The 23285-nt window shown below is 47.2% G+C and carries 27 protein-coding genes and 2 pseudogenes; 10 read left to right on the plus strand and 19 right to left on the minus strand.

Annotated features, from left to right (window positions below):
• Nucleotides 1–34: 34 nt before the first annotated feature.
• A pseudogene (locus C1P89_RS08090) lies at nt 35–304 on the minus strand (CDP-alcohol phosphatidyltransferase family protein); the annotation flags it as partial.
• 86 nt (nt 305–390) lie between these two features.
• On the opposite strand from C1P89_RS08090, the gene nudG reads away from it, so the two are divergent.
• Nucleotides 391–798 (plus strand): CTP pyrophosphohydrolase, encoded by a 408-nt coding sequence (nudG, locus tag C1P89_RS08095; RefSeq protein WP_000781869.1) that lies wholly within the window; start codon nt 391–393, stop codon nt 796–798.
• Here the strand turns inward: nudG and C1P89_RS08100 are convergent.
• A pseudogene (locus tag C1P89_RS08100) lies at nt 764–1036 on the minus strand (YnjH family protein). The gene nudG and the pseudogene C1P89_RS08100 sit on opposite strands and share 35 nt — an antisense overlap.
• A gap of 235 nt (nt 1037–1271) precedes the next feature.
• Between C1P89_RS08100 and gdhA the strand changes: the two are divergent.
• Nucleotides 1272–2615 carry an NADP-specific glutamate dehydrogenase gene (gene gdhA / locus C1P89_RS08105; protein ID WP_000373023.1) on the plus strand — a complete coding sequence of 448 codons (1344 nt, stop codon included), beginning with the start codon at nt 1272–1274 and terminating at the stop codon, nt 2613–2615.
• A 116-nt stretch (nt 2616–2731) separates the two neighbouring features.
• Here the strand turns inward: gdhA and C1P89_RS08110 are convergent, their stop codons facing one another.
• On the minus strand, nt 2732–3772 hold the full coding sequence (locus tag C1P89_RS08110) for a DUF1266 domain-containing protein (protein ID WP_000756927.1): 1041 nt from the start codon (nt 3770–3772) through the stop codon (nt 2732–2734).
• Between the two features lie 159 nt (nt 3773–3931).
• Between C1P89_RS08110 and C1P89_RS08115 the strand changes: the two genes are divergently transcribed.
• A protein-coding gene (locus tag C1P89_RS08115) for an IS1-like element IS1A family transposase (RefSeq protein ID WP_094096600.1) occupies nt 3932–4629 on the plus strand; the annotation gives its coding sequence in 2 pieces (ribosomal slippage) (nt 3932–4181 and nt 4181–4629; 699 coding nt in all).
• A 47-nt stretch (nt 4630–4676) separates the two neighbouring features.
• On the opposite strand, the gene topB is transcribed toward C1P89_RS08115, so the two are convergent.
• The 3 genes from topB to C1P89_RS08130 form a co-directional block, all read right to left on the minus strand.
• The gene (gene topB / locus C1P89_RS08120; protein WP_001235834.1) at nt 4677–6638 is read right to left on the minus strand and encodes a DNA topoisomerase III; all 1962 of its coding nucleotides are present in this window, start codon (nt 6636–6638) and stop codon (nt 4677–4679) included.
• Between the two features lie 4 nt (nt 6639–6642).
• Nucleotides 6643–7686 carry a selenide, water dikinase SelD gene (selD, locus tag C1P89_RS08125; RefSeq protein WP_001298241.1) on the minus strand — a complete coding sequence of 348 codons (1044 nt, stop codon included), beginning with the start codon at nt 7684–7686 and terminating at the stop codon, nt 6643–6645.
• A 116-nt stretch (nt 7687–7802) separates the two neighbouring features.
• Nucleotides 7803–8354, minus strand: a complete 552-nt coding sequence (locus C1P89_RS08130; protein ID WP_000339283.1) for an NAD(P)H nitroreductase — start codon at nt 8352–8354, stop codon at nt 7803–7805.
• A gap of 160 nt (nt 8355–8514) precedes the next feature.
• On the opposite strand from C1P89_RS08130, the gene sppA reads away from it, so the two are divergent.
• The 3 genes from sppA to pncA all read left to right on the plus strand — a co-directional run bounded on the left by sppA (nt 8515) and on the right by pncA (nt 12206).
• Nucleotides 8515–10371 carry a signal peptide peptidase SppA gene (sppA, locus tag C1P89_RS08135; protein WP_001259824.1) on the plus strand — a complete coding sequence of 619 codons (1857 nt, stop codon included), beginning with the start codon at nt 8515–8517 and terminating at the stop codon, nt 10369–10371.
• Nucleotides 10372–10537: 166 nt separating this feature from the next.
• Nucleotides 10538–11554, plus strand: coding sequence for an asparaginase (ansA, locus tag C1P89_RS08140; RefSeq protein ID WP_001170162.1), 1017 nt, complete (start codon nt 10538–10540; stop codon nt 11552–11554).
• A 10-nt stretch (nt 11555–11564) separates the two neighbouring features.
• Entirely contained in the window at nt 11565–12206 is a 642-nt protein-coding gene (pncA, locus tag C1P89_RS08145) for a bifunctional nicotinamidase/pyrazinamidase (protein WP_001135075.1), read from the plus strand.
• 160 nt (nt 12207–12366) lie between these two features.
• Here pncA and C1P89_RS08150 read toward each other — a convergent pair whose 3' ends face one another.
• Both C1P89_RS08150 and msrB read right to left on the minus strand, forming a co-directional pair.
• Nucleotides 12367–12639 carry a YeaC family protein gene (locus C1P89_RS08150; RefSeq protein WP_001299575.1) on the minus strand — a complete coding sequence of 91 codons (273 nt, stop codon included), beginning with the start codon at nt 12637–12639 and terminating at the stop codon, nt 12367–12369.
• A gap of 41 nt (nt 12640–12680) precedes the next feature.
• Nucleotides 12681–13094, minus strand: a complete 414-nt coding sequence (gene msrB / locus C1P89_RS08155; RefSeq protein ID WP_001284618.1) for a peptide-methionine (R)-S-oxide reductase MsrB — start codon at nt 13092–13094, stop codon at nt 12681–12683.
• A gap of 341 nt (nt 13095–13435) precedes the next feature.
• On the opposite strand from msrB, the gene gapA reads away from it, so the two are divergent.
• Both gapA and C1P89_RS08165 read left to right on the plus strand, forming a co-directional pair.
• Nucleotides 13436–14431: a glyceraldehyde-3-phosphate dehydrogenase gene (gene gapA, locus C1P89_RS08160; RefSeq protein ID WP_000153502.1), complete on the plus strand. Its 996-nt coding sequence runs from the start codon at nt 13436–13438 to the stop codon at nt 14429–14431.
• Nucleotides 14432–14514: 83 nt separating this feature from the next.
• Nucleotides 14515–15399 (plus strand): D-hexose-6-phosphate mutarotase, encoded by an 885-nt coding sequence (locus C1P89_RS08165; RefSeq protein WP_005139030.1) that lies wholly within the window; start codon nt 14515–14517, stop codon nt 15397–15399.
• 50 nt (nt 15400–15449) lie between these two features.
• Here the strand turns inward: C1P89_RS08165 and yeaE are convergent, their stop codons facing one another.
• From yeaE to C1P89_RS08180, 3 genes are all read right to left on the minus strand, one after another.
• On the minus strand, nt 15450–16304 hold the full coding sequence (gene yeaE / locus C1P89_RS08170; protein ID WP_001186339.1) for a methylglyoxal reductase YeaE: 855 nt from the start codon (nt 16302–16304) through the stop codon (nt 15450–15452).
• Nucleotides 16305–16393: 89 nt separating this feature from the next.
• Nucleotides 16394–17140, minus strand: coding sequence for a scaffolding protein MipA (gene mipA, locus C1P89_RS08175; protein ID WP_000163765.1), 747 nt, complete (start codon nt 17138–17140; stop codon nt 16394–16396).
• A gap of 492 nt (nt 17141–17632) precedes the next feature.
• The gene (locus C1P89_RS08180; RefSeq protein WP_000101249.1) at nt 17633–18358 is read right to left on the minus strand and encodes a class I SAM-dependent methyltransferase; all 726 of its coding nucleotides are present in this window, start codon (nt 18356–18358) and stop codon (nt 17633–17635) included.
• Nucleotides 18359–18392: 34 nt separating this feature from the next.
• On the opposite strand from C1P89_RS08180, the gene C1P89_RS08185 reads away from it, so the two are divergent.
• Nucleotides 18393–18848 (plus strand): hypothetical protein, encoded by a 456-nt coding sequence (locus tag C1P89_RS08185; RefSeq protein ID WP_000358334.1) that lies wholly within the window; start codon nt 18393–18395, stop codon nt 18846–18848.
• Nucleotides 18849–18873: 25 nt separating this feature from the next.
• Here C1P89_RS08185 and C1P89_RS08190 read toward each other — a convergent pair whose 3' ends face one another.
• The 5 genes from C1P89_RS08190 to C1P89_RS08210 all read right to left on the minus strand — a co-directional run bounded on the left by C1P89_RS08190 (nt 18874) and on the right by C1P89_RS08210 (nt 21347).
• Nucleotides 18874–19668 (minus strand): HNH endonuclease signature motif containing protein, encoded by a 795-nt coding sequence (locus tag C1P89_RS08190; protein WP_001278181.1) that lies wholly within the window; start codon nt 19666–19668, stop codon nt 18874–18876.
• A 60-nt stretch (nt 19669–19728) separates the two neighbouring features.
• Nucleotides 19729–20022, minus strand: a complete 294-nt coding sequence (locus C1P89_RS08195) for a 3TM-type holin (protein WP_000623522.1) — start codon at nt 20020–20022, stop codon at nt 19729–19731.
• Nucleotides 20019–20330: a hypothetical protein gene (locus tag C1P89_RS08200; RefSeq protein WP_001008612.1), complete on the minus strand. Its 312-nt coding sequence runs from the start codon at nt 20328–20330 to the stop codon at nt 20019–20021. The genes C1P89_RS08195 and C1P89_RS08200 overlap by 4 nt, the downstream gene beginning before the upstream one ends.
• A gap of 75 nt (nt 20331–20405) precedes the next feature.
• Nucleotides 20406–20906, minus strand: coding sequence for a hypothetical protein (locus C1P89_RS08205; protein WP_243666942.1), 501 nt, complete (start codon nt 20904–20906; stop codon nt 20406–20408).
• A gap of 9 nt (nt 20907–20915) precedes the next feature.
• Complete coding sequence (locus C1P89_RS08210; RefSeq protein ID WP_024261339.1) at nt 20916–21347, minus strand: GIY-YIG nuclease family protein; 432 nt, start codon at nt 21345–21347, stop codon at nt 20916–20918.
• Between the two features lie 39 nt (nt 21348–21386).
• On the opposite strand from C1P89_RS08210, the gene C1P89_RS08215 reads away from it, so the two are divergent.
• Nucleotides 21387–21836: a glycoside hydrolase family protein gene (locus tag C1P89_RS08215; protein ID WP_001281602.1), complete on the plus strand. Its 450-nt coding sequence runs from the start codon at nt 21387–21389 to the stop codon at nt 21834–21836.
• 38 nt (nt 21837–21874) lie between these two features.
• Here C1P89_RS08215 and C1P89_RS08220 read toward each other — a convergent pair whose 3' ends face one another.
• The 3 genes from C1P89_RS08220 to C1P89_RS08230 form a co-directional block, all read right to left on the minus strand.
• Nucleotides 21875–22147 (minus strand): PspA/IM30 family protein, encoded by a 273-nt coding sequence (locus tag C1P89_RS08220; RefSeq protein ID WP_000350982.1) that lies wholly within the window; start codon nt 22145–22147, stop codon nt 21875–21877.
• A gap of 62 nt (nt 22148–22209) precedes the next feature.
• Nucleotides 22210–22866 (minus strand): hypothetical protein, encoded by a 657-nt coding sequence (locus C1P89_RS08225; RefSeq protein ID WP_000896789.1) that lies wholly within the window; start codon nt 22864–22866, stop codon nt 22210–22212.
• A gap of 1 nt (nt 22867) precedes the next feature.
• Complete coding sequence (locus tag C1P89_RS08230) at nt 22868–23164, minus strand: hypothetical protein (protein ID WP_000046940.1); 297 nt, start codon at nt 23162–23164, stop codon at nt 22868–22870.
• Nucleotides 23165–23285: the final 121 nt, after the last annotated feature.

A 23285-nucleotide genomic window follows, 5' to 3' on the forward strand; every position in this document is an offset into this window, starting at 1 on the left:
CATACACTAAATCAGTAAGTTGGCAGCATCACCGAAAATCAAGAGAAATATCAAGAAAGCCGCCCGCGTCGGTAAGCTCTCTGCGCCGCGCCAGCGCACCGTCCAGACCATCAAGCAGCCTGTTCAACAAAATGACGACTAGCGCCGCCAGATACCAGCCCAGCGCCAGAAACGGCAGAGCCAGCACGCCGATGGCAAATCCCACTAATGTTAAACCATCTGGCGTAATGCCCGGTTTATCAAGAACCCGCACGCACTGATGCAACAACGGTTTAATCCGGGGATGAAGATGGCGGTCTAGCACAGGCACTCCTTAAATATAAAGCCTTTCTGATTGAGCAACAGTGCGGATATTATGGCATTTTTCGCTTATCTGCCCGTGTGTAATTTATGAAAATGATTGAAGTTGTTGCCGCCATCATTGAACGTGATGGCAAAATTTTACTCGCGCAACGCCCCGCCCAGAGCGATCAGGCGGGATTATGGGAGTTTGCCGATGGTAAAGTCGAGCTGGATGAAAGCCAGCAGCAGGCACTGGTGCGTGAGTTAAACGAAGAATTGGGCATCGAAGCAACTGTGGGTGAGTATGTTGCCAGCCATCAGCGAGAAGTTTCGGGCCGGATTATCCATCTTCATGCCTGGCACGTACCCGACTTCCACGGGACGTTACAGGCACATGAACATCAGGCGCTGGTCTGGTGCTCACCTGAAGAGGCGCTGCAATATCCGCTGGCCCCTGCTGACATTCCACTATTAGAGGCGTTTATGGCTTTACGCGCCGCCAGAGCAGCGGATTAGTGCTAAGGGTTTTGTCATCCCGCTGGCATTACAGCAGTATTCCTTCGGCTTTAATTACCGCCCCTTCAGAATAATTTTGATCCTGATAAACGCAGCACTGAGTACAGGGCTGCGCTGACTGCCCGCCTGAACTGAACACTTCTGGCGGTACGTTTACCTCCACGTCCGGACGATAATGCGGGTTAGCCAGTGCAATTAATGGAAATGCTAATACTACGGCGAACAATGCTCGACTCACAGGGAACTCCTTAACGTTATTGTCTCTGCAACTGATAACGGTAGCCGGGTGGCAAAACTTTAGCGTCTGAGTTATCGCATTTGGTTATGAGATTACTCTCGTTATTAATTTGCTTTCCCGGGTCATTTTTTTCTTGCTTACCGTCACATTCTTGATGGTATAGTCGAAAACTGCAAAAGCACATGACATAAACAACATAAGCACAATCGTATTAATATATAAGGGTTTTATATCTATGGATCAGACATATTCTCTGGAGTCATTCCTCAACCATGTCCAAAAGCGCGACCCGAATCAAACCGAGTTCGCGCAAGCCGTTCGTGAAGTAATGACCACACTCTGGCCTTTTCTTGAACAAAATCCAAAATATCGCCAGATGTCATTACTGGAGCGTCTGGTTGAACCGGAGCGCGTGATCCAGTTTCGCGTGGTATGGGTTGATGATCGCAACCAGATACAGGTCAACCGTGCATGGCGTGTGCAGTTCAGCTCTGCCATCGGCCCGTACAAAGGCGGTATGCGCTTCCATCCGTCAGTTAACCTTTCCATTCTCAAATTCCTCGGCTTTGAACAAACCTTCAAAAATGCCCTGACTACCCTGCCGATGGGCGGTGGTAAAGGCGGCAGCGATTTCGATCCGAAAGGAAAAAGCGAAGGTGAAGTGATGCGTTTTTGCCAGGCGCTGATGACCGAGCTTTATCGTCATCTGGGCGCGGATACCGACGTTCCGGCAGGTGATATCGGCGTTGGTGGTCGTGAAGTCGGCTTTATGGCGGGGATGATGAAAAAGCTCTCCAACAATACCGCCTGCGTCTTCACCGGTAAGGGCCTTTCATTTGGCGGTAGTCTTATTCGCCCGGAAGCTACCGGCTACGGTCTGGTTTATTTCACAGAAGCAATGTTAAAACGCCACGGTATGGGTTTTGAAGGGATGCGCGTTTCCGTTTCTGGCTCCGGCAACGTCGCCCAGTACGCTATCGAAAAAGCGATGGAATTTGGTGCTCGTGTGATCACTGCGTCAGACTCCAGCGGCACTGTAGTTGATGAAAGCGGATTCACGAAAGAGAAACTGGCACGTCTTATCGAAATCAAAGCCAGCCGCGATGGTCGAGTGGCAGATTACGCCAAAGAATTTGGTCTGGTCTATCTCGAAGGCCAACAGCCGTGGTCTGTACCGGTTGATATCGCCCTGCCTTGCGCCACCCAGAACGAACTGGATGTTGACGCCGCGCATCAGCTTATCGCCAATGGCGTTAAAGCCGTCGCTGAAGGGGCAAATATGCCGACCACCATCGAAGCGACTGAACTGTTCCAGCAGGCAGGCGTACTGTTTGCACCGGGTAAAGCGGCTAATGCTGGCGGTGTAGCAACGTCGGGCCTGGAAATGGCACAAAACGCTGCGCGCCTGGGCTGGAAAGCCGAGAAAGTTGACGCACGTTTGCATCACATCATGCTGGATATCCACCATGCCTGTGTTGAGCATGGTGGTGAAGGTGAGCAAACCAACTACGTGCAGGGCGCGAACATTGCCGGTTTTGTGAAGGTTGCCGATGCGATGCTGGCGCAGGGTGTGATTTAAGTTGTAAATGCCTGATGGCGCTACGCTTATCAGGCCTACAAATGGGCACAATTCATTGCAGTTACGCTCTAATGTAGGCCGGGCAAGCGCAGCGCCCCCGGCAAAATTTCAGGCGTTTATGAGTATTTAACGGATGATGCTCCCCAGGGAACATTTCTTATGGGCCAACGGCATTTCTTACTGTAGTGCTCCCAAAATTGCTTGTCGTAACGATAACACGCTTCAAGTTCAGCATCCGTTAACTTTCTGCGATAGCAGCAGATATGCCAGTAAAGAAACCCCATTAGACTATTTTTTTGATAATCTTCTTCGCTTTCGAACAACTCGTGCGCCTTTCGAGAAGCAAGCATTATATAATGCCAGGCCAGTTCTTCTTCAATTGTCCCGTTTTGAAAAGCTGTGCTTGATATCGAGGTCATCCATGATAATTCCGCCGCCCATATTAGCTTCGCCGAGGATTTACCGGAGCGATTATTAGCGCAATCAGAGATATAGTCTGAGGGAAAAACAGCAAATTTATTCAACAAGGCGATAACCTGCTCTGGGGCTTCCTCCATGTTTGCTTTAAAGGTATTGGCTCCATGGTCGCCAGAAAGAAAATGCTCCATTAAGGCACAATAACTTTCGCTATCTTCGATACCCCATTGATTCTCTAAAGACTCGCGTCTTTTACTGATGATATCGATCGAGTCAAAAGGAAGCACATGATATTGGAAGGTATCTTTACCAGGTTCAGGCTTTCGCGGCCAGAACTCTAGCGTTTCAGACCATTGCTTATGATAGAATCGATAAGGTGCGATCAATTGTAGCGCCTGTAACTTCTCGATACTGAGCGGCTCAATACCTTTAGCCTGATAATAATGCAGTTGTTCTTTTTTTGCTTTAAAACCGGCCCGAACAATAAGCCCCATCATAATTAATAGATAAAGAAAAGAGCATCCCGCGGTAATCAGGCCTCTTTCATTCAAACCGTTGGATGTTATCGCTGCGAACACAAACATTACAGCGACAACACATGTTAAATAAAACCCCCACTTACAAAGCAGCATGGCCTTATTTTCTTTAATCATCCGTTCAAAATTACTATTAAATATTTCCCAGCCATTAAAAGAATACTTCTCGCTCCCAGGATGGTTTTGTAATAAAACTTTTTTCATCACATTCCCTGTTATTACATACTTTAGAGGCGATAATTTTATCCATGCAAAAAAAATATCCAACGAATTTTCTTGATCCGCTGGATATTTCAGAATATGACTCGGGTGATGCTGCCAACTTACTGATTTAGTGTATGATGGTGTTTTTGAGGTGCTCCAGTGGCTTCTGTTTCTATCAGCTGTCCCTCCTGTTCAGCTACTGACGGGGTGGTGCGTAACGGCAAAAGCACTGCCGGACATCAGCGCTATCTCTGCTCTCACTGCCGTAAAACATGGCAACTGCAGTTCACTTACACCGCTTCTCAACCCGGTACGCACCAGAAAATCATTGATATGGCCATGAATGGCGTTGGATGCCGGGCAACTGCACGCATTATGGGCGTTGGCCTCAACACGATTTTACGTCACTTAAAAAACTCAGGCCGCAGTCGGTAACCTCGCGCATACAGCCGGGCAGTGACGTCATCGTCTGCGCGGAAATGGACGAACAGTGGGGCTATGTCGGGGCTAAATCGCGCCAGCGCTGGCTGTTTTACGCGTATGACAGTCTCCGGAAGACGGTTGTTGCGCACGTATTCGGTGAACGCACTATGGCGACGCTGGGGCGTCTTATGAGCCTGCTGTCACCCTTTGACGTGGTGATATGGATGACGGATGGCTGGCCGCTGTATGAATCCCGCCTGAAGGGAAAGCTGCACGTAATCAGCAAGCGATATACGCAGCGAATTGAGCGGCATAACCTGAATCTGAGGCAGCACCTGGCACGGCTGGGACGGAAGTCGCTGTCGTTCTCAAAATCGGTGGAGCTGCATGACAAAGTCATCGGGCATTATCTGAACATAAAACACTATCAATAAGTTGGAGTCATTACCTATGACTCGAATAGCACGAAAGATTCACTCGCTTACGCTATCGCCCCGCTTCCGACTTCATCTGCTGGCGGACTTTTTTTCGCACTACGTTTACGCGGTGCAGCCTTTTTCTTATCAGCACTGCCACCACTGCCCGGAGCCACAATGCCGCGAAACTGCCGCACCGGCGTACGTTTGGCTTGATCAATAAGCTGATATAGCGTCCCCACCAGCGGCTGCATAAAGTCCTGATAGCGACACTGCTTTTCGCTGATTTGCGTCAGCACCGATTCCCAGTGCGCGGTCATGTCCGGTCGCGTCGCCATTTCTGGCAGCGAATGGAATAACGCTTTTCCGGCGTCGGTAGAGTGGATATAGCGCCCTTTTTTGGTCAGAAAACCACGCTTGAACAGCAGTTCAATAATCCCGGCACGGGTTGCTTCTGTCCCCAGACCATCGGTCGCACGAAGGATCTTTTTCAGATCTTTGTCCTGCACAAAGCGCGCGATCCCGGTCATCGCCGAAAGCAGTGTTGCATCGGTAAAATGGCGCGGCGGCTGGGTTTGCCGCTCTACCACTTCACCTTTTTCACACAGCAACTCATCGCCTTTCGCCACCACAGGCAATGGCGTACCGTCGTTTTCTTCATCGCGCTCTTTGCTGCCTAACAGCGTGCGCCAGCCTGCTTCAGCAAGAAAACGCGCTTTAGCGACAAATTTGCCTTTGGCAATGTCCAGTTCGATAACACACTTGCGGAACACCACATCCGGGCAGAACTGCATCAAGTACTGACGGGCAATCAGGTTATAGACCTTCGCTTCGTTCTCCGTCAGGTTGATGGCTGAACTCCGTGCGGTCGGGATGATGGCGTGGTGTGCATCGACCTTTTTGTCATCCCAACAGCGGTTGCGTATATCTGGATCTACCACTGGCTGCAGCAACAGATCTGGTGCATGAACGCTGATGGCATTCATCACCGCGTGGCGTCCGGCAAAATGTTCTTCTGGCAAATAGCGACAATCGGAACGCGGATAAGTGATTAGCTTGTGCGTTTCGTACAGCTTCTGGCAGATATCAAGCACGTTCTGCGCGCTCAGACCAAAGCGTTTTGCCGCTTCAATCTGCAACGCCGAAAGCGAAAAAGGCAGCGGCGCGGATTCTGATTCCCGTTTATCGTTATAGCTGGTGACAATTGCTGGTTGACCACTAATGCGGTTAACCACATGCTCCGCCAGTGGACGATGTAACAAGCGCCCTTCTTCATCCTGGTACGGTTCACACGCTTCGCTCGGTTGCCAGATAGCGGTAAACCGCTCATCGGCAGGTGTCACGATATGTGCTTTGACTTCAAAGAAGTCTTTCGCCACGAAGTTTTCAATCTCTTCATCGCGGCGCACCACCAGCCCGAGCACGGGTGTCTGCACGCGTCCCACGGAAAGTACGCCCTGATAACCGGCATTGCGACCGAGAATGGTATACGCACGGGTCATATTGATGCCGTACAGCCAGTCGGCACGCGCTCGCGCCAGCGCAGAAACGCACAATGGCACAAACTCACTGTTGGACCGAAGACGGTCGAGCGCCCGCTCAACCGCCTGCGGGTTCAGGTCGTTTATCAAGCAACGCTGCACCTGCTGGCGCTTTTCCGGTGCCAGTTGCAGATAGTCCAGCACTTCATCCACCAGCAGTTGCCCTTCACGATCCGGGTCCCCGGCGTGAACGATTTCGCTGGCTTCATGCAGGAAGCGTTTGATGACGTTAAGTTGTTTGGTCACGGAGGGTCGGGGCTGTAATTGCCACTTTTCCGGGACAATCGGCAAATCCGCAAGATTCCAGCGCGCATAGCGGCTGTCGTAGGCGTCTGGCTGCGCCTGCTCAAGCAGGTGACCGATACACCAGGTCACCACCTGACCATTACCGCACTCGATAAAGCCATCGCCTTTCCGGTGCGGTTTGGGCAGGACATCAGCAATGGCGCGCGCCAGACTCGGTTTTTCGGCAATAAACAACCGCATTGAATTAACGAATCTCAACCATGGCACGACCGCCGCGCGCTGGCACCAGTTCGCCAATTGCCGTCAGTTCAATGCCAAACTCGGCGGCTGTAGCTTTGACCTCATTTTCTGCTTCCGGCATGACCGCCAGCAGCAAACCGCCAGAAGTTTGCGGATCGCACAGCAAATCGCGCACTTCACGCGGCATTTCACCCATCAGATGACCGTAGCTGGCAAAGTTACGTTCGGTGCCGCCAGGCACTGCGCCCAACTTAATGTACTCTTCAACCCCCGGCAATTTTGGGATCGCGTCATAGTCAACGCGCGCCTGCACACCTGCGCCCTGACACATTTCGCTCAAATGGCCCAGCAGACCAAAACCCGTAACGTCGGTCATCGCTTTTACGCCTTCGATGTTGGCAAAGGACGCGCCTGCGATGTTCATCCGGCACATCACTTCCGTCGCTAGTCCCTGATGTTCTGGTTTCAGCAGTGATTTTTTCTCAGCCGTGGTAAGAACGCCGATCCCCAGCGGTTTCGTCAGGAACAGTTTGCATCCGGCTTGTGCGGTACTGTTTTTCTTCACCCGCTCGGTCGGTACGATCCCCGTTACCGCCAGACCAAAAATCGGCTCCGGCGCATCGATGGAGTGACCGCCAGCCAGCGCAATACCCGCCTGACGGCATGCATAGCGTCCACCTTCGGTTACTTCGCGGGCAATTTCCGGGGAAAGTTTGTTAATCGGCCAGCCGAGGATCGCAATCGCCATAATCGGTTTGCCCCCCATCGCGAAGATATCGCTGATGGCGTTAGTCGCCGCAATGCGGCCAAAATCGAAAGGATTATCAACGATCGGCATAAAGAAGTCGGTGGTACTGATAACGCTGGTGCCATTGCCCAGATCGTACACCGCCGCATCGTCGCGGGTCTCATTACCCACAAGCAAATTCGGATCAACAAACTTCGCCTGCTCACTGTGCAGGATGGTTTCCAACACTTTTGGGGAAATTTTACAGCCGCAACCAGCTCCGTGGCTGTATTGGGTCAAACGAATCGAGTTCTCGCTCATGGACATCTCCTGTCAATGCAATCCGGGTATGGTAACCCTCATTCCGTGAAGTGATAAGTGAGAGTGTCTGAATTCCTGCGCCTTTGCTCACAATCCAGACAGTTTCGCGACAATTATCAGAAATAAGTTACAAACGGCGTCGGGTCCGGGACGTTAATCGACGTAGATGCTTTCAACTGCGGCGTGCCGAGGTAGAGAAAACCGACAATTTTATCCTGCTCACGGCAACCGAATGCTTCACGCACTACCGGACTTTCAGTTAATGCGCCACTGCGCCAGATGCCGCCAAATCCCTGGGCAACGGCTGCCATTTGCATCGCCATGACCGCGCATCCGGCAGACATTTCCTGTTCCCATCGCGGGACTTTATGATTTTCTTCGCATTTCGCCACCACCGTGATGATGAGCGGTGCGCGGAACGGCGCATTACGGGCTTTGTCGATAGCTTTGTCATCACTACCGGCAGCAATCGCCCCCTGTTCCAGTACGGCGCTGAAACGCTCGCGCCCTTCCCCTTCAATCACAAAAAAATGCCACGGTTGCATGGACTTATGGTCCGGCGCACGCATACCCGCACGCAGGATGTTTTGCAGTTGTTCACCCGTTGGCGCGGGTTCAGCCAGGCGGGAGGCGCTACGGCGATTGATCAATAGTTCGAGTGCATCCATTTGATTAACTCCTGTCGTGATATTTATTCACAAAATTAACACGAGAGTGGATTTTGTTACAGCACAGTCCGCAATTCCTGCTGACAAGTGCCGGTTGGGTCATTACGATAACCACATCTATTGCGCCTGTGACAGGTGTGACCTTAAGTTGGGAGAATACATGCGAACCCTTTGGCGATTTATTGCCGGATTTTTTAAATGGACGTGGCGTCTGCTGAATTTCGTCCGTGAAATGGTACTTAACCTGTTCTTTATTTTCCTCGTACTGGTTGGTGTGGGGATCTGGATGCAGGTCAGTGGTGGTGATTCGAAAGAAACGGCCAGTCGTGGCGCACTGCTGCTGGACATTTCTGGTGTGATCGTCGATAAACCCGACAGTTCTCAGCGGTTTAGTAAATTAAGCCGCCAGCTGCTTGGTGCCAGTTCCGATCGTCTGCAGGAAAACTCACTGTTTGATATCGTCAACACCATTCGCCAGGCGAAGGACGACCGCAATATCACCGGTATCGTGATGGATCTGAAAAACTTCGCAGGCGGCGACCAGCCGTCTATGCAGTACATCGGCAAAGCCCTGAAAGAGTTTCGTGACAGCGGGAAACCGGTTTATGCCGTTGGCGAGAACTACAGCCAGGGGCAATATTATCTCGCCAGTTTCGCCAATAAAATTTGGCTGTCACCGCAAGGCGTGGTGGATTTGCACGGTTTTGCTACCAACGGTCTGTACTACAAATCGTTGCTGGATAAGCTGAAAGTTTCCACCCATGTGTTCCGCGTGGGTACGTATAAATCTGCCGTTGAACCGTTTATTCGTGATGACATGTCACCGGCAGCCCGCGAAGCTGACAGCCGCTGGATTGGTGAGCTGTGGCAAAACTATCTGAATACTGTTGCCGCTAACCGGCAGATCCCTGCTCAGCAGGTATTCCCTGGCGCGCAAGGGTTGCTTGAGGGTTTAACCAAAACCGGTGGCGATACCGCGAAATATGCACTGGAAAACAAGCTGGTCGATGCACTGGCATCGAGTGCCGAAATCGAAAAAGCTCTAACCAAAGAGTTCGGCTGGAGTAAGACTGATAAAAATTATCGCGCCATCAGTTATTACGATTACGCATTGAAAACGCCGGCAGATACCGGTGACAGCATCGGTGTCGTCTTCGCTAATGGCGCAATTATGGATGGCGAGGAAACTCAGGGGAATGTTGGCGGTGATACCACTGCGGCACAAATCCGCGACGCTCGCCTTGACCCGAAAGTGAAAGCGATTGTCCTGCGTGTTAATAGCCCAGGCGGCAGCGTTACCGCGTCTGAAGTGATTCGCGCTGAACTGGCAGCAGCCCGGGCAGCGGGTAAGCCTGTGGTTGTATCGATGGGCGGCATGGCGGCATCTGGTGGTTACTGGATTTCCACGCCAGCTAATTACATTGTGGCTAACCCCAGCACCCTGACCGGTTCTATCGGTATCTTCGGCGTGATCACCACCGTAGAAAATAGTCTGGATTCGATTGGTGTTCATACTGATGGTGTCTCAACTTCACCGCTGGCGGATGTTTCTATCACCAGGGCACTGCCGCCGGAAGCGCAGCAGATGATGCAATTAAGCATTGAGAATGGCTATAAACGCTTTATCACGCTGGTTGCTGATGCGCGTCATTCGACGCCGGAGCAGATTGATAAAATCGCCCAGGGCCACGTCTGGACCGGTCAGGATGCAAAAGCTAACGGGCTGGTCGATAGTCTCGGGGATTTCGATGATGCGGTCGCCAAAGCAGCAGAGCTGGCAAAAGTGAAACAGTGGCATCTGGAATACTACGTTGATGAACCGACCTTCTTCGACAAAGTGATGGACAACATGTCTGGTTCTGTCCGGGCAATGTTGCCAGATGCGTTCCAGGCCATGTTACCTGCACCGCTTGCCTCGGTAGCCTCTACCGTTAAAAGTGAAAGCGACAAGCTGGCCGCGTTTAACGACCCACAAAACCGTTATGCGTTTTGCCTGACCTGCGCCAACGTGCGTTAAGTCTTGTACTGAGTGGCCGACAGATCGTCGGCCACATTATTTTTTACGTCGACGAATCCTCTTCCCGCTGTCTCGCCCCATATTTCCTTATCCGCATAGTATCAGGTGCGCTCCTCCTGCCTCACGTATATACTTTTGCTCTTTCGATATCATTCATATCAATATCATGCAAAAGAAATCAATTTACGTCGCCTACACGGGCGGGACCATCGGGATGCAGCGTTCCGAGCAGGGTTATATTCCGGTGTCAGGTCATCTACAACGCCAACTGGCGCTGATGCCGGAATTCCATCGCCCGGAGATGCCAGATTTCACCATTCATGAATATACGCCGCTGATGGATTCTTCTGATATGACGCCAGAAGACTGGCAGCATATTGCTGAAGATATTAAAGCGCACTATGACGACTATGATGGTTTTGTCATCCTGCACGGCACCGACACGATGGCGTATACTGCCTCTGCGCTGTCGTTCATGCTCGAGAATCTCGGTAAACCGGTCATTGTGACAGGGTCACAAATCCCGCTGGCTGAGTTACGCTCTGACGGACAAATTAATCTGCTGAATGCGTTGTACGTTGCGGCGAATTATCCGATCAACGAAGTAACGCTCTTTTTCAATAACCGATTGTATCGCGGCAACCGCACTACCAAAGCCCATGCCGATGGTTTTGATGCGTTTGCCTCTCCAAACCTTCCTCCGTTACTGGAAGCTGGTATCCATATTCGTCGTTTGAATACGCCACCCGCCCCGCACGGTGAAGGGGAATTAATCGTTCATCCAATCACGCCACAACCAATTGGCGTAGTGACGATTTATCCAGGGATTTCTGCTGACGTCGTGCGCAATTTTCTGCGCCAACCGGTGAAAGCATTGATTCTGCGCTCCTATGGCGTGGGTAATGCGCCACAAAACAAAGCCTTCCTGCAGGAATTACAAGAAGCCAGCGATCGCGGTATTGTGGTGGTCAACCTGACACAATGTATGTCCGGTAAAGTGAATATGGGTGGTTATGCCACCGGTAACGCCCTCGCCCATGCCGGCGTTATTGGCGGTGCAGATATGACTGTAGAAGCCACGCTAACCAAACTGCATTACCTGCTGAGCCAGGAACTGGATACTGAAACCATTCGCAAGGCCATGAGCCAAAACCTGCGCGGCGAACTGACGCCGGATGATTAAGGAGACTGTAATGCCCCCTCGCGCCCTGTTACTGGTCGATTTACAAAATGATTTCTGTGCTGGTGGCGCGCTCGCCGTGCCGGAAGGTGACAGTACGGTGGATGTCGCTAACCGCCTGATTGACTGGTGCCAGTCGCGCGGTGAAGCGGTTATCGCCAGTCAGGACTGGCACCCGGCGAATCACGGCAGTTTTGCCAGTCAGCACGGTGTAGAGCCTTATACGCCAGGCCAACTCGACGGTTTGCCACAAACCTTCTGGCCAGATCACTGTGTGCAGAACAGTGAAGGCGCACAATTACATCCGTTACTGAACCAAAAAGCGATCGCAGCGGTGTTCCATAAAGGCGAAAATCCTTTAGTTGACAGTTACAGTGCCTTTTTTGATAACGGCCGTCGGCAGAAAACCTCGCTCGATGACTGGTTACGCGATCATGAAATCGATGAATTGATCGTTATGGGCCTGGCTACTGACTATTGCGTGAAGTTTACCGTGCTGGACGCGTTACAGTTAGGTTATAAGGTAAATGTGATTACCGATGGTTGTCGTGGCGTGAATATCCAGCCCCAGGACAGTGCGCACGCGTTTATGGAGATGTCAGCAGCTGGGGCAACGCTATATACGCTGGCAGACTGGGAAGAGACACAGGGGTAATATTAGTTGAATTCATCTCTGGCCTACATTTCCTCAATGACATTGTAGGCCAGATAATACTTGTCAGTGTTGCATTTAACCTACTTGCAGCTAAAACACGACGTCCTAACAAGTATATTTGCCCTCCCTTAATAACAGGCTTAAATACTAGATAACTCATTCACTTAAACATAGCAATAGGCTTTGCTGAGATACCAAAATCTTCTTTTAACTGCTGTTTGCTCTTCATGACCATCTGACCATTTGTGTCAATTGTCATATGCTGTGCTTCGGTATTATGGCGAGCTTGCCACAGCATCACCAGTTGCAGGCAGTTCGCTTTTTGTTCCTCGGTCAACGCAACGCCATCGGGCCATTTCCCCAGTTCAACGGCGGTCGACAAACGCTGGTATACCTCAGGCGTCATGCTGTTGATAATGTCATCAAGATTCATAATTTTTCCGCTCCTGTGGAATAAGTTGCTGAATCGTTTTTTCAACCGTTGATTTCTTCGCCGTTTTCGCCATCAGTGAAGCGTAAAGAAGCAGAGTTAACACAATAACGTTCGCCCGTTGGCTGCGGCCCGTCAGGGAAGACATGCCCCAGATGGGCATCACAGTTACCGCAACGAATTTCTATGCGCTGCATTCCATGTGACAAGTCTTTGATATAACGAATGGATTCTTCACTCACCGGTTCGTAGAAACTGGGCCAACCACAGCCGGAATCATACTTGGTTTGGGAATGAAACAGCGGGGCATCGCAGATCAAACAGTGATATACGCCGTCACGCTTGTTATGCAGTAAACGACCCGTAAATGGCGGCTCTGTCCCATGATTCTGCGTCACGTAAAACTGCATCTCGGACAAATTTTTTTTCAGTTCTTCTGCCGAAGGTTTATTAGCCATTTGCTCACATCTCACTTTAATCGTGCTCACATTACGTGACTGATTCTAACAAAACATTAACACCAACTGGCAAAATTTTGTCCTAAACTTGATCTCGACGAAATGGCTGCACCTAAATCGTGATGAAAATCACATTTTTATCGTAATTGCCCTTTAAAATTCGGGGCGCCGACCCCATGTGGTTTCAAGCCCAAAGGAAGAGTGAGGCGAGTCAGTCGCGTAATGCTTAGGCACAGGATTGATTTGTCGCAATGATTGACACGATTCCGCTTGACGCTGCGTAAGGTTTTTGTAATTTTACAGGCAACCTTTTATTCACTAACAAATAGCTGGTGGAATATATGACTATCAAAGTAGGTATCAACGGTTTTGGCCGTATCGGTCGCATTGTTTTCCGTGCTGCTCAGAAACGTTCTGACATCGAGATCGTTGCAATCAACGACCTGTTAGACGCTGATTACATGGCATACATGCTGAAATATGACTCCACTCACGGCCGTTTCGACGGTACCGTTGAAGTGAAAGACGGTCATCTGATCGTTAACGGTAAAAAAATCCGTGTTACCGCTGAACGTGATCCGGCTAACCTGAAATGGGACGAAGTTGGTGTTGACGTTGTCGCTGAAGCAACTGGTCTGTTCCTGACTGACGAAACTGCTCGTAAACACATCACCGCTGGTGCGAAGAAAGTGGTTATGACTGGTCCGTCTAAAGACAACACTCCGATGTTCGTTAAAGGCGCTAACTTCGACAAATATGCTGGCCAGGACATCGTTTCCAACGCTTCCTGCACCACCAACTGCCTGGCTCCGCTGGCTAAAGTTATCAACGATAACTTCGGCATCATCGAAGGTCTGATGACCACCGTTCACGCTACTACCGCTACTCAGAAAACCGTTGATGGCCCGTCTCACAAAGACTGGCGCGGCGGCCGCGGCGCTTCCCAGAACATCATCCCGTCCTCTACCGGTGCTGCTAAAGCTGTAGGTAAAGTACTGCCAGAACTGAATGGCAAACTGACTGGTATGGCGTTCCGCGTTCCGACCCCGAACGTATCCGTAGTTGACCTGACCGTTCGTCTGGAAAAAGCTGCAACTTACGAGCAGATCAAAGCTGCCGTTAAAGCCGCTGCTGAAGGCGAAATGAAAGGCGTTCTGGGCTACACCGAAGATGACGTAGTATCTACCGATTTCAACGGCGAAGTTTGCACTTCCGTGTTCGATGCTAAAGCTGGTATCGCTCTGAACGACAACTTCGTGAAACTGGTATCCTGGTACGACAACGAAACCGGTTACTCCAACAAAGTTCTGGACCTGATCGCTCACATCTCCAAATAAGTTGAGATGAAACTGTGATCTAAAAAGAGCGACTTCGGTCGCTCTTTTTTTTACCTGATAAAATGAAGTTAAAGGACTGCGTCATGATTAAGAAAATTTTTGCCCTTCCGGTCATCGAACAAATCTCCCCTGTCCTCTCCCGTCGTAAACTGGATGAACTGGACCTCATTGTGGTCGATCATCCCCAAGTAAAAGCCTCTTTTGCATTACAGGGCGCACACCTTCTCTCGTGGAAACCTGCGGGTGAAGAAGAAGTTCTGTGGTTGAGCAACAACACACCGTTCAAAAATGGCGTCGCTATTCGCGGTGGCGTACCGGTTTGCTGGCCGTGGTTTGGTCCGGCGGCACAACAAGGTCTGCCTGCGCACGGTTTTGCCCGCAACCTGCCGTGGACGCTGAAATCACATAATGAAGATGCTGATGGCGTAGCGCTGACTTTTGAATTGACGCAAAGCGAAGAGACGAAAAAATTCTGTCCGCACGACTTTACGCTGTTAGCGCATTTCCGCGTGGGTAAAACCTGTGAAATCGATCTTGAATCACATGGCGAATTTGAAACCACCTCTGCCCTGCATACCTACTTTAACGTGGGTGATATCGCTAAGGTAAGCGTCAGTGGGCTGGGCGATCGCTTCATTGATAAAGTGAATGACGCGAAAGAAGATGTACTGACCGACGGTATTCAGACCTTCCCTGACCGTACCGATCGCGTGTATCTGAATCCGCAAGATTGCAGCGTGATTAATGATGAAGCGCTGAATCGTATTATCGCCGTAGGCCACCAGCATCATCTGAACGTTGTAGGCTGGAACCCGGGACCGGCGCTTTCAATTAGCATGGGCGATATGCCGGATGATGGCTACAAAACATTTGTTTGTGTAGAAACGGCTTACGCTTCAGAAACGCAAAAAGTCACCAAAGAGAAACCTGCACATCTGGCGCAATCCATTCGCGTTGCGAAACGTTAATTTGCGTTAATGTTGTGTGCCGGGTGCGATGCATCCGGCACGTATCAACATCACACCATATCCAGCGCAGTTTTTCCTTTTGGTGCCGGATACGCTTTATCCAGCATGGTTAATTCCGCTGACGAAAGTTCGACCTCAAGCACAGCCGCATTCTGTTGAACATGGGCAATCGTGGCCGCTTTTGGAATCGCCATCACACCCTGATGGCTGATTACCCACGCCAACAATACTTGTGCCGAGCTGATATTGTGAGCATGTGCAATTTCGTTGACTACCGCGTTTTTTAACAGTCCATTGCGCAACCGCCCGGCCTGGGCTAATGGACTGTAAGCCATCACCGGCATCTGCTGTTGCTGGCACCAGGGGAGTAGATCGTACTCAATCCCTCGTGAACCGAGATGGTAAAGCACCTGATTAGTGGCACACTGATTTCCCCCCGGCAGCTGCCAGAGTTCCTGCATATCAGCATAATCAAGGTTAGAAACGCCCCAGCGGCGGATTTTTCCCTGGGCGATCAATTTTTCCATCGCTGCAACAGTCTCTTCAAAAGCGAAACTGCCAGACCTGTGTAATAAGTAGAGATCGAGATAATCAGTATTGAGACGGCGTAAACTGGCTTCGCATGCATTTATCGCTTTTTGCCCGCCAGCATTCCACGGATAGACTTTAGAGACGAGAAAGACGTTATCACGCAGACCGGTTAATGCTTCCCCAACCACCTTTTCGGCACCGCCATCGGCATACATTTCGGCGGTATCAATGAGGGTTAAACCGAGCTCAATGCCCGCGCGTAGTGCAGCAACTTCTGTTTTGCGCTGACTGGCATCTTCGCCCATATACCATGTTCCCTGCCCTATGGCTGGCAGTGAGACATCGCCACTAAATTGAATCATTTTTTGTTGCATTGTTTCCTCCCAGGTATTGCACCACCGTAATGCAAAACAGGGCGTGACGCCCTGTTTTTATGCACAAAATGCCCTGGAAAGATGCATTATCAGAATTTGTAGGTGATCCCGGTAGAAATCAGGCCAGTCCAGGATTTATCCACCATCGGGCTGTCAGTAACTTCATCAGACAGACGGGTATAGCGCGCGGTACCGTAAACACTCCAGTCGCCGAGGAAGTTGTAGCTGGCGCTCAGCTCCAGGTAAGGGCTCCAGCTGTCGTTCGGGTTATAGCCACGCAGACCGCTGCGAGCGGACTCTTTGCGCGATACGCCATAATAGTATTCGTTCTGGTTTTCGCTGTTCCACTGCACACCGATACCCGGGGTCACTGTCAGGCCGCCGTTGGTGTAACGATACAACCAGGCCATATCCCAGACAATGCCGTTGCTGTTATCCAGGGTATCGCCAGCCAGGATGGTACGCAGGTAACCGTACTGGGTAAAGTGAGCATAAGACAGACCAGCCATCATGGTGCTCTTACGGTCATCCAGGTGACGCATTTGGTGATCGCCACTGTCTTTCGCTTTGAAGTAAAGCGGCGACCAATAAGCGGTAATTGAAAGTTTGTCCGTTGCGTCATTCCACAGGTAGTAACCACCACCTAAGCCACGGAACCAGAAGTTATCGCCTTCATAGTTGATTACCGGTACTGGGTAAACATCGGTATCGTAATCTTTATATGGGTGTTCAACGACACCGACGCCTGCGCCCAGGGAAAATTTACCTTCAGCGTGCGCTACGCCTGCAGACGTTGCGATAAGCACTCCAAGTGCCAGAAGTTTGAGTTTGGTCACAATTAATCATTCCTTAAACAAATGTTTAGCGGGCGACAAAGTTTACCCGTCAATACATCGAAACCCAACCTTTTTACGTTTTCATTTTTTAAAGTAACTGTTTAATTTTCCTGACGCGGATGACACCGCGCTTACAGCCAAATGAATTTAGCGTTACTGGCGAGCCTTGTCTTTACATTAATTATGCAAAATTTATGGATGAGTTGTTGATATGCCATTGAAATTAAGAAAGCCGTGCAGGCAAGTTTTCCATTTGCCATCTACGCTTAATTTTGAAGGTGTATCACCGGGCACGTTGTTCTCATCGTCGATAAAATGGCATGAGAGTTGCTGTGTTTTAGCAAGAGACGTCGTTCAGTTTACCTCTTCCGGGAGCCTCTACTATTCATATGAACGGCTCTTAACCTGTGCTAAAAAACGAAAGGACGCATAACTTCATCAATGGGAACATTTGCAAGTACTACTATCTTTATGATTTCTTAACTAATTTAGTTACAGATTTGTACCGTCATCATCTACTAACACCGATTCGCATATCACCTTAGTACCATTCCATTCATCCCTGTAGATACTTGTATCGATGCCTACACCTGGATGTAGCTCATAGCCAGTATCCTTCACAAACTTCTGGTACTTACATGATTCTCTACGCTCATAACAATGTACCCCACTGTAGACAAAGCCTGCGGAACCTTGCGGTACTATCCATGCACCATAGGACGCAAAGGTACTTGCATGTTCAATCACCTTGTATTCAAATTCACTACCCTTATAACGGCCTGTATACGCTTTTGAGGTACTGATCTTCCCAAAGGGTGGATTACCATAGGCAACATCATAGAAACGGTCTGGTGAGTACTGTAGTGCGTTACCAGTGATCCATTCTGCCTCTGGTAGTACCCTCTTCCCGATCATTACGTACTCAGGATTGAGTTCCACGCATGTAATATGCGTTGGTTTATTCCTTAAGTACTGGTAGTAGCTGAGGCGACCGATACCAGCACATAGTTCAATACAGTCACCAGTACAGTCAGCATCAAGTACAAAATCCCATGCTAAAATTTCAGGTGTGAAGAAGGCACCTGTAGCCCCTATCCCATCCCCCCTATAATTGGTGAATATGAATTCCCTATCTTCTTGTGTTAGGAGCTTATCTGAATGTATTAATTCCATCACTTTATTGTGATTAGCAGATTCCTTTTTACTTATCCTTGCCATAAGATACCTTTTTTAAAAATACGACGGGGTATTTATGGACAAGAAAGGAATATTTTTAATCATAGCGTTACTTATTTTTATTTTACTAATGTTGCTTTTATTCGCTAAGCTAAATTTTAATGTAAATACTGCCCTCGCTATATTATCATTAATTTTAACAGTGCTATCAGGTACGGACTTAGTCAAAAAGTACACTACGGTCAAATCGACAAATAAAAGCCCTATAGATATGTGGATGGTTTTCGGTATTGCTATCTCCGCTGTTTCTATGTATGGATTATATATAGACCCCCAACTATCACCTTTAGAAGGTTTAACTATTTGTATAGTATCACTTATACTTTTTGTTTCTGTTTTAGTTTCGGCTTTATTAAATTACAAAAAAATAAAGAAACCAGATGTTAGGGAAATAATAAAACAAAGCCATTCGGTTTTTAGAGAAAACGAAGAAACCATTACTATTACAACAACCATAAAAAAAGCCCCATAAGGGGCTTTTATATATTTCATAACACTCATAGAATAGGAGAGTAAATTTCCACCTCAGGGTAATAAGCTCTAAGGTAATTTATAAGACCTTCATAAGCATTAAGAAGAGATATTTTATGTGAAATCAAATCTTGTTCTATTATCAGTGCTTTATCGGATGGTAGCTCATCATAATTGAAATGACAAAGAAGATTATGATTCGCACCACCAAACACCTGAATGTTTCTATTATCGGAAATCGGCAAATGTCCAGATATGATAAAATCAATATTTTTATACGAATCAATAAAACTTTGGAAATGACCGTGGAGTAATTTATCATTTAAAGGATAGCTCGCTGGAAAATCCCTTAAAATACTATCAAACTGATCTCCAAAAATAAGAAGATTGATGTGAAAAGAATTAGGTAAAGTTTCAACTAATGAACGTACCCTCGCAAACGGTGTAAAGTGGAAGTAAGCGTTTAAAAAGTCCACATCTGACTGTCTTTTTTTATCTGAAAATAATGTATTATCGGTTGCACCCTGTATATAAGCCTCATGTTCACTTTTGATTTGATGCAATTTTTCTACTGTATAAGTGAATGGATCTCTATCAACAAGAATATGATCATTTGCACAAAGCAGGATAAGATTTTCATAAGAATTGTCATTTGCTAACAGGTCATCGCCCCTTGGTCCTTTTGGGCTTTTGGCTATTACATGAGCCATTTGTCCGATGTGAACCTGCTCTTTAAAAAGAGAAGTTCGGCAAATATTACATTGCCCAGCGGATAGTCCATACAATTTTTTTATTGCTGCTGTAGTAATTGCATCACTCATAAATCAAATCCTTAGATTGCTATTTTATTAACTCAAAACACATATTAAAGGAAAAATCTTTCAGCTTCCACCAACCATAATCAATAGCACTTGCAAAAGTTGTCCTAATGGAACTTGGATCACAATAATTCCAAAAGCATCAAGTACTGGTACTATGATCCAGTTATAGAGAATGATAAGGGTTAGTACAAAACCGAGGGCATTACGCCAGTGGAATGTTACCTTTTCAATCTCTTCTTTATTCGTTTCAATCTGCCCTTCTACATTCGTTTTCTTTACTTCCTGTTCAATAGTTTTCTTCTTAATGAAAAAATCCAATCCTGACTTCAGAAACTCAATCAATATACTAATCATTCAATAATCCCCACGGCATATACCCAAAAATGTTTACCCTTCACAAAGAGCTTTTTACTCTCAATTAGAAATACAGGCATCTTTTCACCCTGTAATTCCCATTCAAGTACTTCACCAACTTTGAAATCTTTCTTCTTCTCATAAATAACGTTCATATAGCTATCAATCTGATAATTACTTTTCTTAACGACCTTTTGAAATTTCTTATCAAGAAAACATTTGTTAATTGGCATACTATTACCATCTGGTGTCATGCCATTTAGCTTAATCTTGCTTATTAAATCACCATAATGTTGCTCAAAATTCATTGTCTACTTATCCTGAATGTTCCCTGAATACCGCTCATAATTACCCTTACACCATCATTGGCTTCCTTATAGAAGTCAATAGATAAGGCGACGTTGTTTCTTCTCACGTAAGCCAATTACACGTTTGGTTTTCTTCTTGGTATCTTTCTTTGCGGTATCAATTAATCGTTCTTTACCATTCTTACCCTTCACTACCTTATATCGTTCACTTAAAAGATTCTTTTTCAGTCCTGAAATGTTGCCCTGCTTAGTTAATCTTGTAGATGAAGTAGGTATAAACTTATCAATTGCCTTTGGCTGTACCAGTACTTGATAAAGGTACTTAGCCTGAATATCTTTAACCATGATGGTCGATGTAACTGAATTTCTCCCAACCTTTCTATAGAAGAAAAGGATGGAACGTTGAGTAAAGCCCACTGCCCCACGGTCAACGCTATTATTCAAATCACCCTGCATTCTTTGGGATAGTAGCTTGGAACGTTTAATTATTTCATTCTGGAATTGATTATTTAATCTAACTCCCTGCGTTTGTATATAGTTCCTTATACTACCAATCCCATTTATTCCACTTGCCATATATTTACCTCAATTCAAGTACTCCAATAGTTCCTGTACTATTCCGAGTAGTCTTTTTTTATCCTTTGCATTTGGTGATCTAATCTTACTCATCATTGCCAGATTCAAACATTCCGGTTTAAGCATCTGATGAAGGATCAGTATTGCCTCTACAATCATTACCTCTCGCATAGTTGCGAAGCACCATAGAATCGTTTTTGAGTACTGTTCACCATTTTCAATTTTGTTTTTAACGACATTGGAACTACTGAGGTACTCACGCCAGCCATTTTCCTTTGAAGTGGGCTTTAGCTTTCTCGCATCCTTAACCCGCTGATAGATTTGCTTAGCACCGACATAATTAGAACCATCCTCAAACTGAAAGATATAAACGAAACCAGCATATTCACCGGATAACATTTCCTCCTCGCTCCAATCATCCGAGTATTTCCATTCACTCATCATAAATATTCCTATAAATTCATTATAGGTATTTAGTAAATGAGCGATTTAAAAACACGATTAAAAGAATATGAAGGTACTAAAGAGTATCAGGCAAATTTGAAGTACTTCAGAAATGGGAAATTCTATCCATATGCTGATAGTTTAGGATGTAGTACTATTGTATATGGTCACTTAATTCAGGCGGGAGAAGATTTTAGTACTGGCATTACTGAAAGCGAAGCAGACAAGTTACTATCTCGCGATTTAGCCAAAACAATTATGCAGGTACAGACATTAGGGTTAAATCTTCCCGATGACTGGAATGATTTTATTATTATCATGACCTTCCAGTTAGGTATTGGCGGGGTGAAGAAATTCCGTAAGATGTTAGCAGCCCTGAAAGCACATGATTACCTTGAAGCAATTAAACAGGCTAAGTGTTCTCTATGGTACAGGCAGACACCAAACCGTGTGAATTCCATGATTGCAGTACTTAAAAACAAATAAAGAAAAGGCATAGTACGAATGACATACTATGCCTTTTTTTATGGTCGTTGTTTCTGCTGAAGAATTGCAATAATCCTTTCAATCTTAACATCAAGTTCATGGATTTGTGTTTCCAGTTTACTTAGTGTATCTCTCATCTTATCCTGATCATCCTCAATACGGGAAATACTACTTTCCAGTACAGCAATGGTAGTTTCAAGAGTAGCAACGCGAGTTAATAGATCATTCGTATCCTTTGTATTATCTCTAAAGATAGTATAAAGGAATACGCATCCAGAAATAACAAGAGCTAAAATAGCACCGATATCCATACTGAAATCCCTTTGTTGTTATTGTTATTGTTATTGTTATTGTTATTGTTATTGTTTTTGTATTAATACCCTGTAAATGTCGCCAATGCTATCTGGATACCATTATTCCCCATTGCCTGGCGGTAGGTTTTCTGGTTCTTTGAAACGTACTGTAGACTGAATGAAGTACTGGAATTACGCCTGATAACCAGACCAGAGTACCCAATTACTGTACCATCATCTGATATGTTCCCCGGACATTGTGACCAGCAGAACCAGGGATCAGCTACTGGAGACGTTACCGTAATGGCAGTACTGAGATCGGTAGCCGCAGGTGCTGTCAAAAATCCCCTGATACGTGGCATTGTTGCCGCTGATGCAGCAGACCAGATTAAAGTACCTTCTTCACTGAACACATCAAGAAAACCAGATGTGGGGGTAGCCGTGTGACTACTTGTCATGAACCTGCCCATGCCAGGCTGGAACATATAGGCACCAGGGAAACACCATGCCCCGTCTTTCTGTATCTGGAACCAGTACTGTGTTGTGTTCCTGTTAGCTACTACTGATGGCATAACGAAACCGAGCGATCCACCATTACCGAAGGCACAGGTAAAGCCTGTGTAGTATCCCGTATCAGTTAGATTTCCCATGGCCTTTACTGCACCCGTCATTATCGACTTGTTAGTACTATCTATAGTCAGTGCACCCGCTGAATTATATACCTCGAAACCTGCCATCTTACGCCGTCCACTTATATACGTTAAAAGTGTAGTTACCAGCTAACGGTGCATATGTTGGCAAATAAACCGCAGTAAATGACCCATTATTACAAAAGGCTGACCACTCATTAAAGGTATCACTGGCGGGGGCATAGTGTACAAACCAGCCTGTAGTTTTCATATTTGGTACTGATACAGTATAGGTCTGTGCAGAAGTAGCCTTGACAGTATAAGTACCCATAAAACGTATGTTATAATCAGTCAGATCTACTACTAATACACCCGCTGCATTCCAACATTGTAATCCCTGTGCCATAGCTCTTACTCCTGTAAATCCTTTTCTTCATTCCAATTGTTTCTTTTCCGCTAATACTGAATGGGTTAGTACTGGTACTATTGAAAGTACGTTCATTAGATTTCATTTATGTATCCTTTTG

The organism is Shigella sonnei (genome assembly GCF_002950395.1).
Taxonomy (GTDB): domain Bacteria; phylum Pseudomonadota; class Gammaproteobacteria; order Enterobacterales; family Enterobacteriaceae; genus ECMA0423.

Coding starts and splice junctions, on each gene's coding strand:
- nudG (WP_000781869.1), top strand. CDS start 391: ATGAAAATGATTGAAGTTGTTGCCGCCATCATTGAACGTGATGGCAAA.
- gdhA (WP_000373023.1), top strand. CDS start 1,272: ATGGATCAGACATATTCTCTGGAGTCATTCCTCAACCATGTCCAAAAG.
- C1P89_RS08110 (WP_000756927.1), bottom strand. CDS start 3,772: ATGAAAAAAGTTTTATTACAAAACCATCCTGGGAGCGAGAAGTATTCT.
- topB (WP_001235834.1), bottom strand. CDS start 6,638: ATGCGGTTGTTTATTGCCGAAAAACCGAGTCTGGCGCGCGCCATTGCT.
- selD (WP_001298241.1), bottom strand. CDS start 7,686: ATGAGCGAGAACTCGATTCGTTTGACCCAATACAGCCACGGAGCTGGT.
- C1P89_RS08130 (WP_000339283.1), bottom strand. CDS start 8,354: ATGGATGCACTCGAACTATTGATCAATCGCCGTAGCGCCTCCCGCCTG.
- sppA (WP_001259824.1), top strand. CDS start 8,515: ATGCGAACCCTTTGGCGATTTATTGCCGGATTTTTTAAATGGACGTGG.
- ansA (WP_001170162.1), top strand. CDS start 10,538: ATGCAAAAGAAATCAATTTACGTCGCCTACACGGGCGGGACCATCGGG.
- pncA (WP_001135075.1), top strand. CDS start 11,565: ATGCCCCCTCGCGCCCTGTTACTGGTCGATTTACAAAATGATTTCTGT.
- C1P89_RS08150 (WP_001299575.1), bottom strand. CDS start 12,639: ATGAATCTTGATGACATTATCAACAGCATGACGCCTGAGGTATACCAG.
- msrB (WP_001284618.1), bottom strand. CDS start 13,094: ATGGCTAATAAACCTTCGGCAGAAGAACTGAAAAAAAATTTGTCCGAG.
- gapA (WP_000153502.1), top strand. CDS start 13,436: ATGACTATCAAAGTAGGTATCAACGGTTTTGGCCGTATCGGTCGCATT.
- C1P89_RS08165 (WP_005139030.1), top strand. CDS start 14,515: ATGATTAAGAAAATTTTTGCCCTTCCGGTCATCGAACAAATCTCCCCT.
- yeaE (WP_001186339.1), bottom strand. CDS start 16,304: ATGCAACAAAAAATGATTCAATTTAGTGGCGATGTCTCACTGCCAGCC.
- C1P89_RS08180 (WP_000101249.1), bottom strand. CDS start 18,358: ATGGCAAGGATAAGTAAAAAGGAATCTGCTAATCACAATAAAGTGATG.
- C1P89_RS08185 (WP_000358334.1), top strand. CDS start 18,393: ATGGACAAGAAAGGAATATTTTTAATCATAGCGTTACTTATTTTTATT.
- C1P89_RS08190 (WP_001278181.1), bottom strand. CDS start 19,668: ATGAGTGATGCAATTACTACAGCAGCAATAAAAAAATTGTATGGACTA.
- C1P89_RS08195 (WP_000623522.1), bottom strand. CDS start 20,022: ATGATTAGTATATTGATTGAGTTTCTGAAGTCAGGATTGGATTTTTTC.
- C1P89_RS08200 (WP_001008612.1), bottom strand. CDS start 20,330: ATGAATTTTGAGCAACATTATGGTGATTTAATAAGCAAGATTAAGCTA.
- C1P89_RS08205 (WP_243666942.1), bottom strand. CDS start 20,906: ATGGCAAGTGGAATAAATGGGATTGGTAGTATAAGGAACTATATACAA.
- C1P89_RS08210 (WP_024261339.1), bottom strand. CDS start 21,347: ATGAGTGAATGGAAATACTCGGATGATTGGAGCGAGGAGGAAATGTTA.
- C1P89_RS08215 (WP_001281602.1), top strand. CDS start 21,387: ATGAGCGATTTAAAAACACGATTAAAAGAATATGAAGGTACTAAAGAG.
- C1P89_RS08220 (WP_000350982.1), bottom strand. CDS start 22,147: ATGGATATCGGTGCTATTTTAGCTCTTGTTATTTCTGGATGCGTATTC.
- C1P89_RS08225 (WP_000896789.1), bottom strand. CDS start 22,866: ATGGCAGGTTTCGAGGTATATAATTCAGCGGGTGCACTGACTATAGAT.
- C1P89_RS08230 (WP_000046940.1), bottom strand. CDS start 23,164: ATGGCACAGGGATTACAATGTTGGAATGCAGCGGGTGTATTAGTAGTA.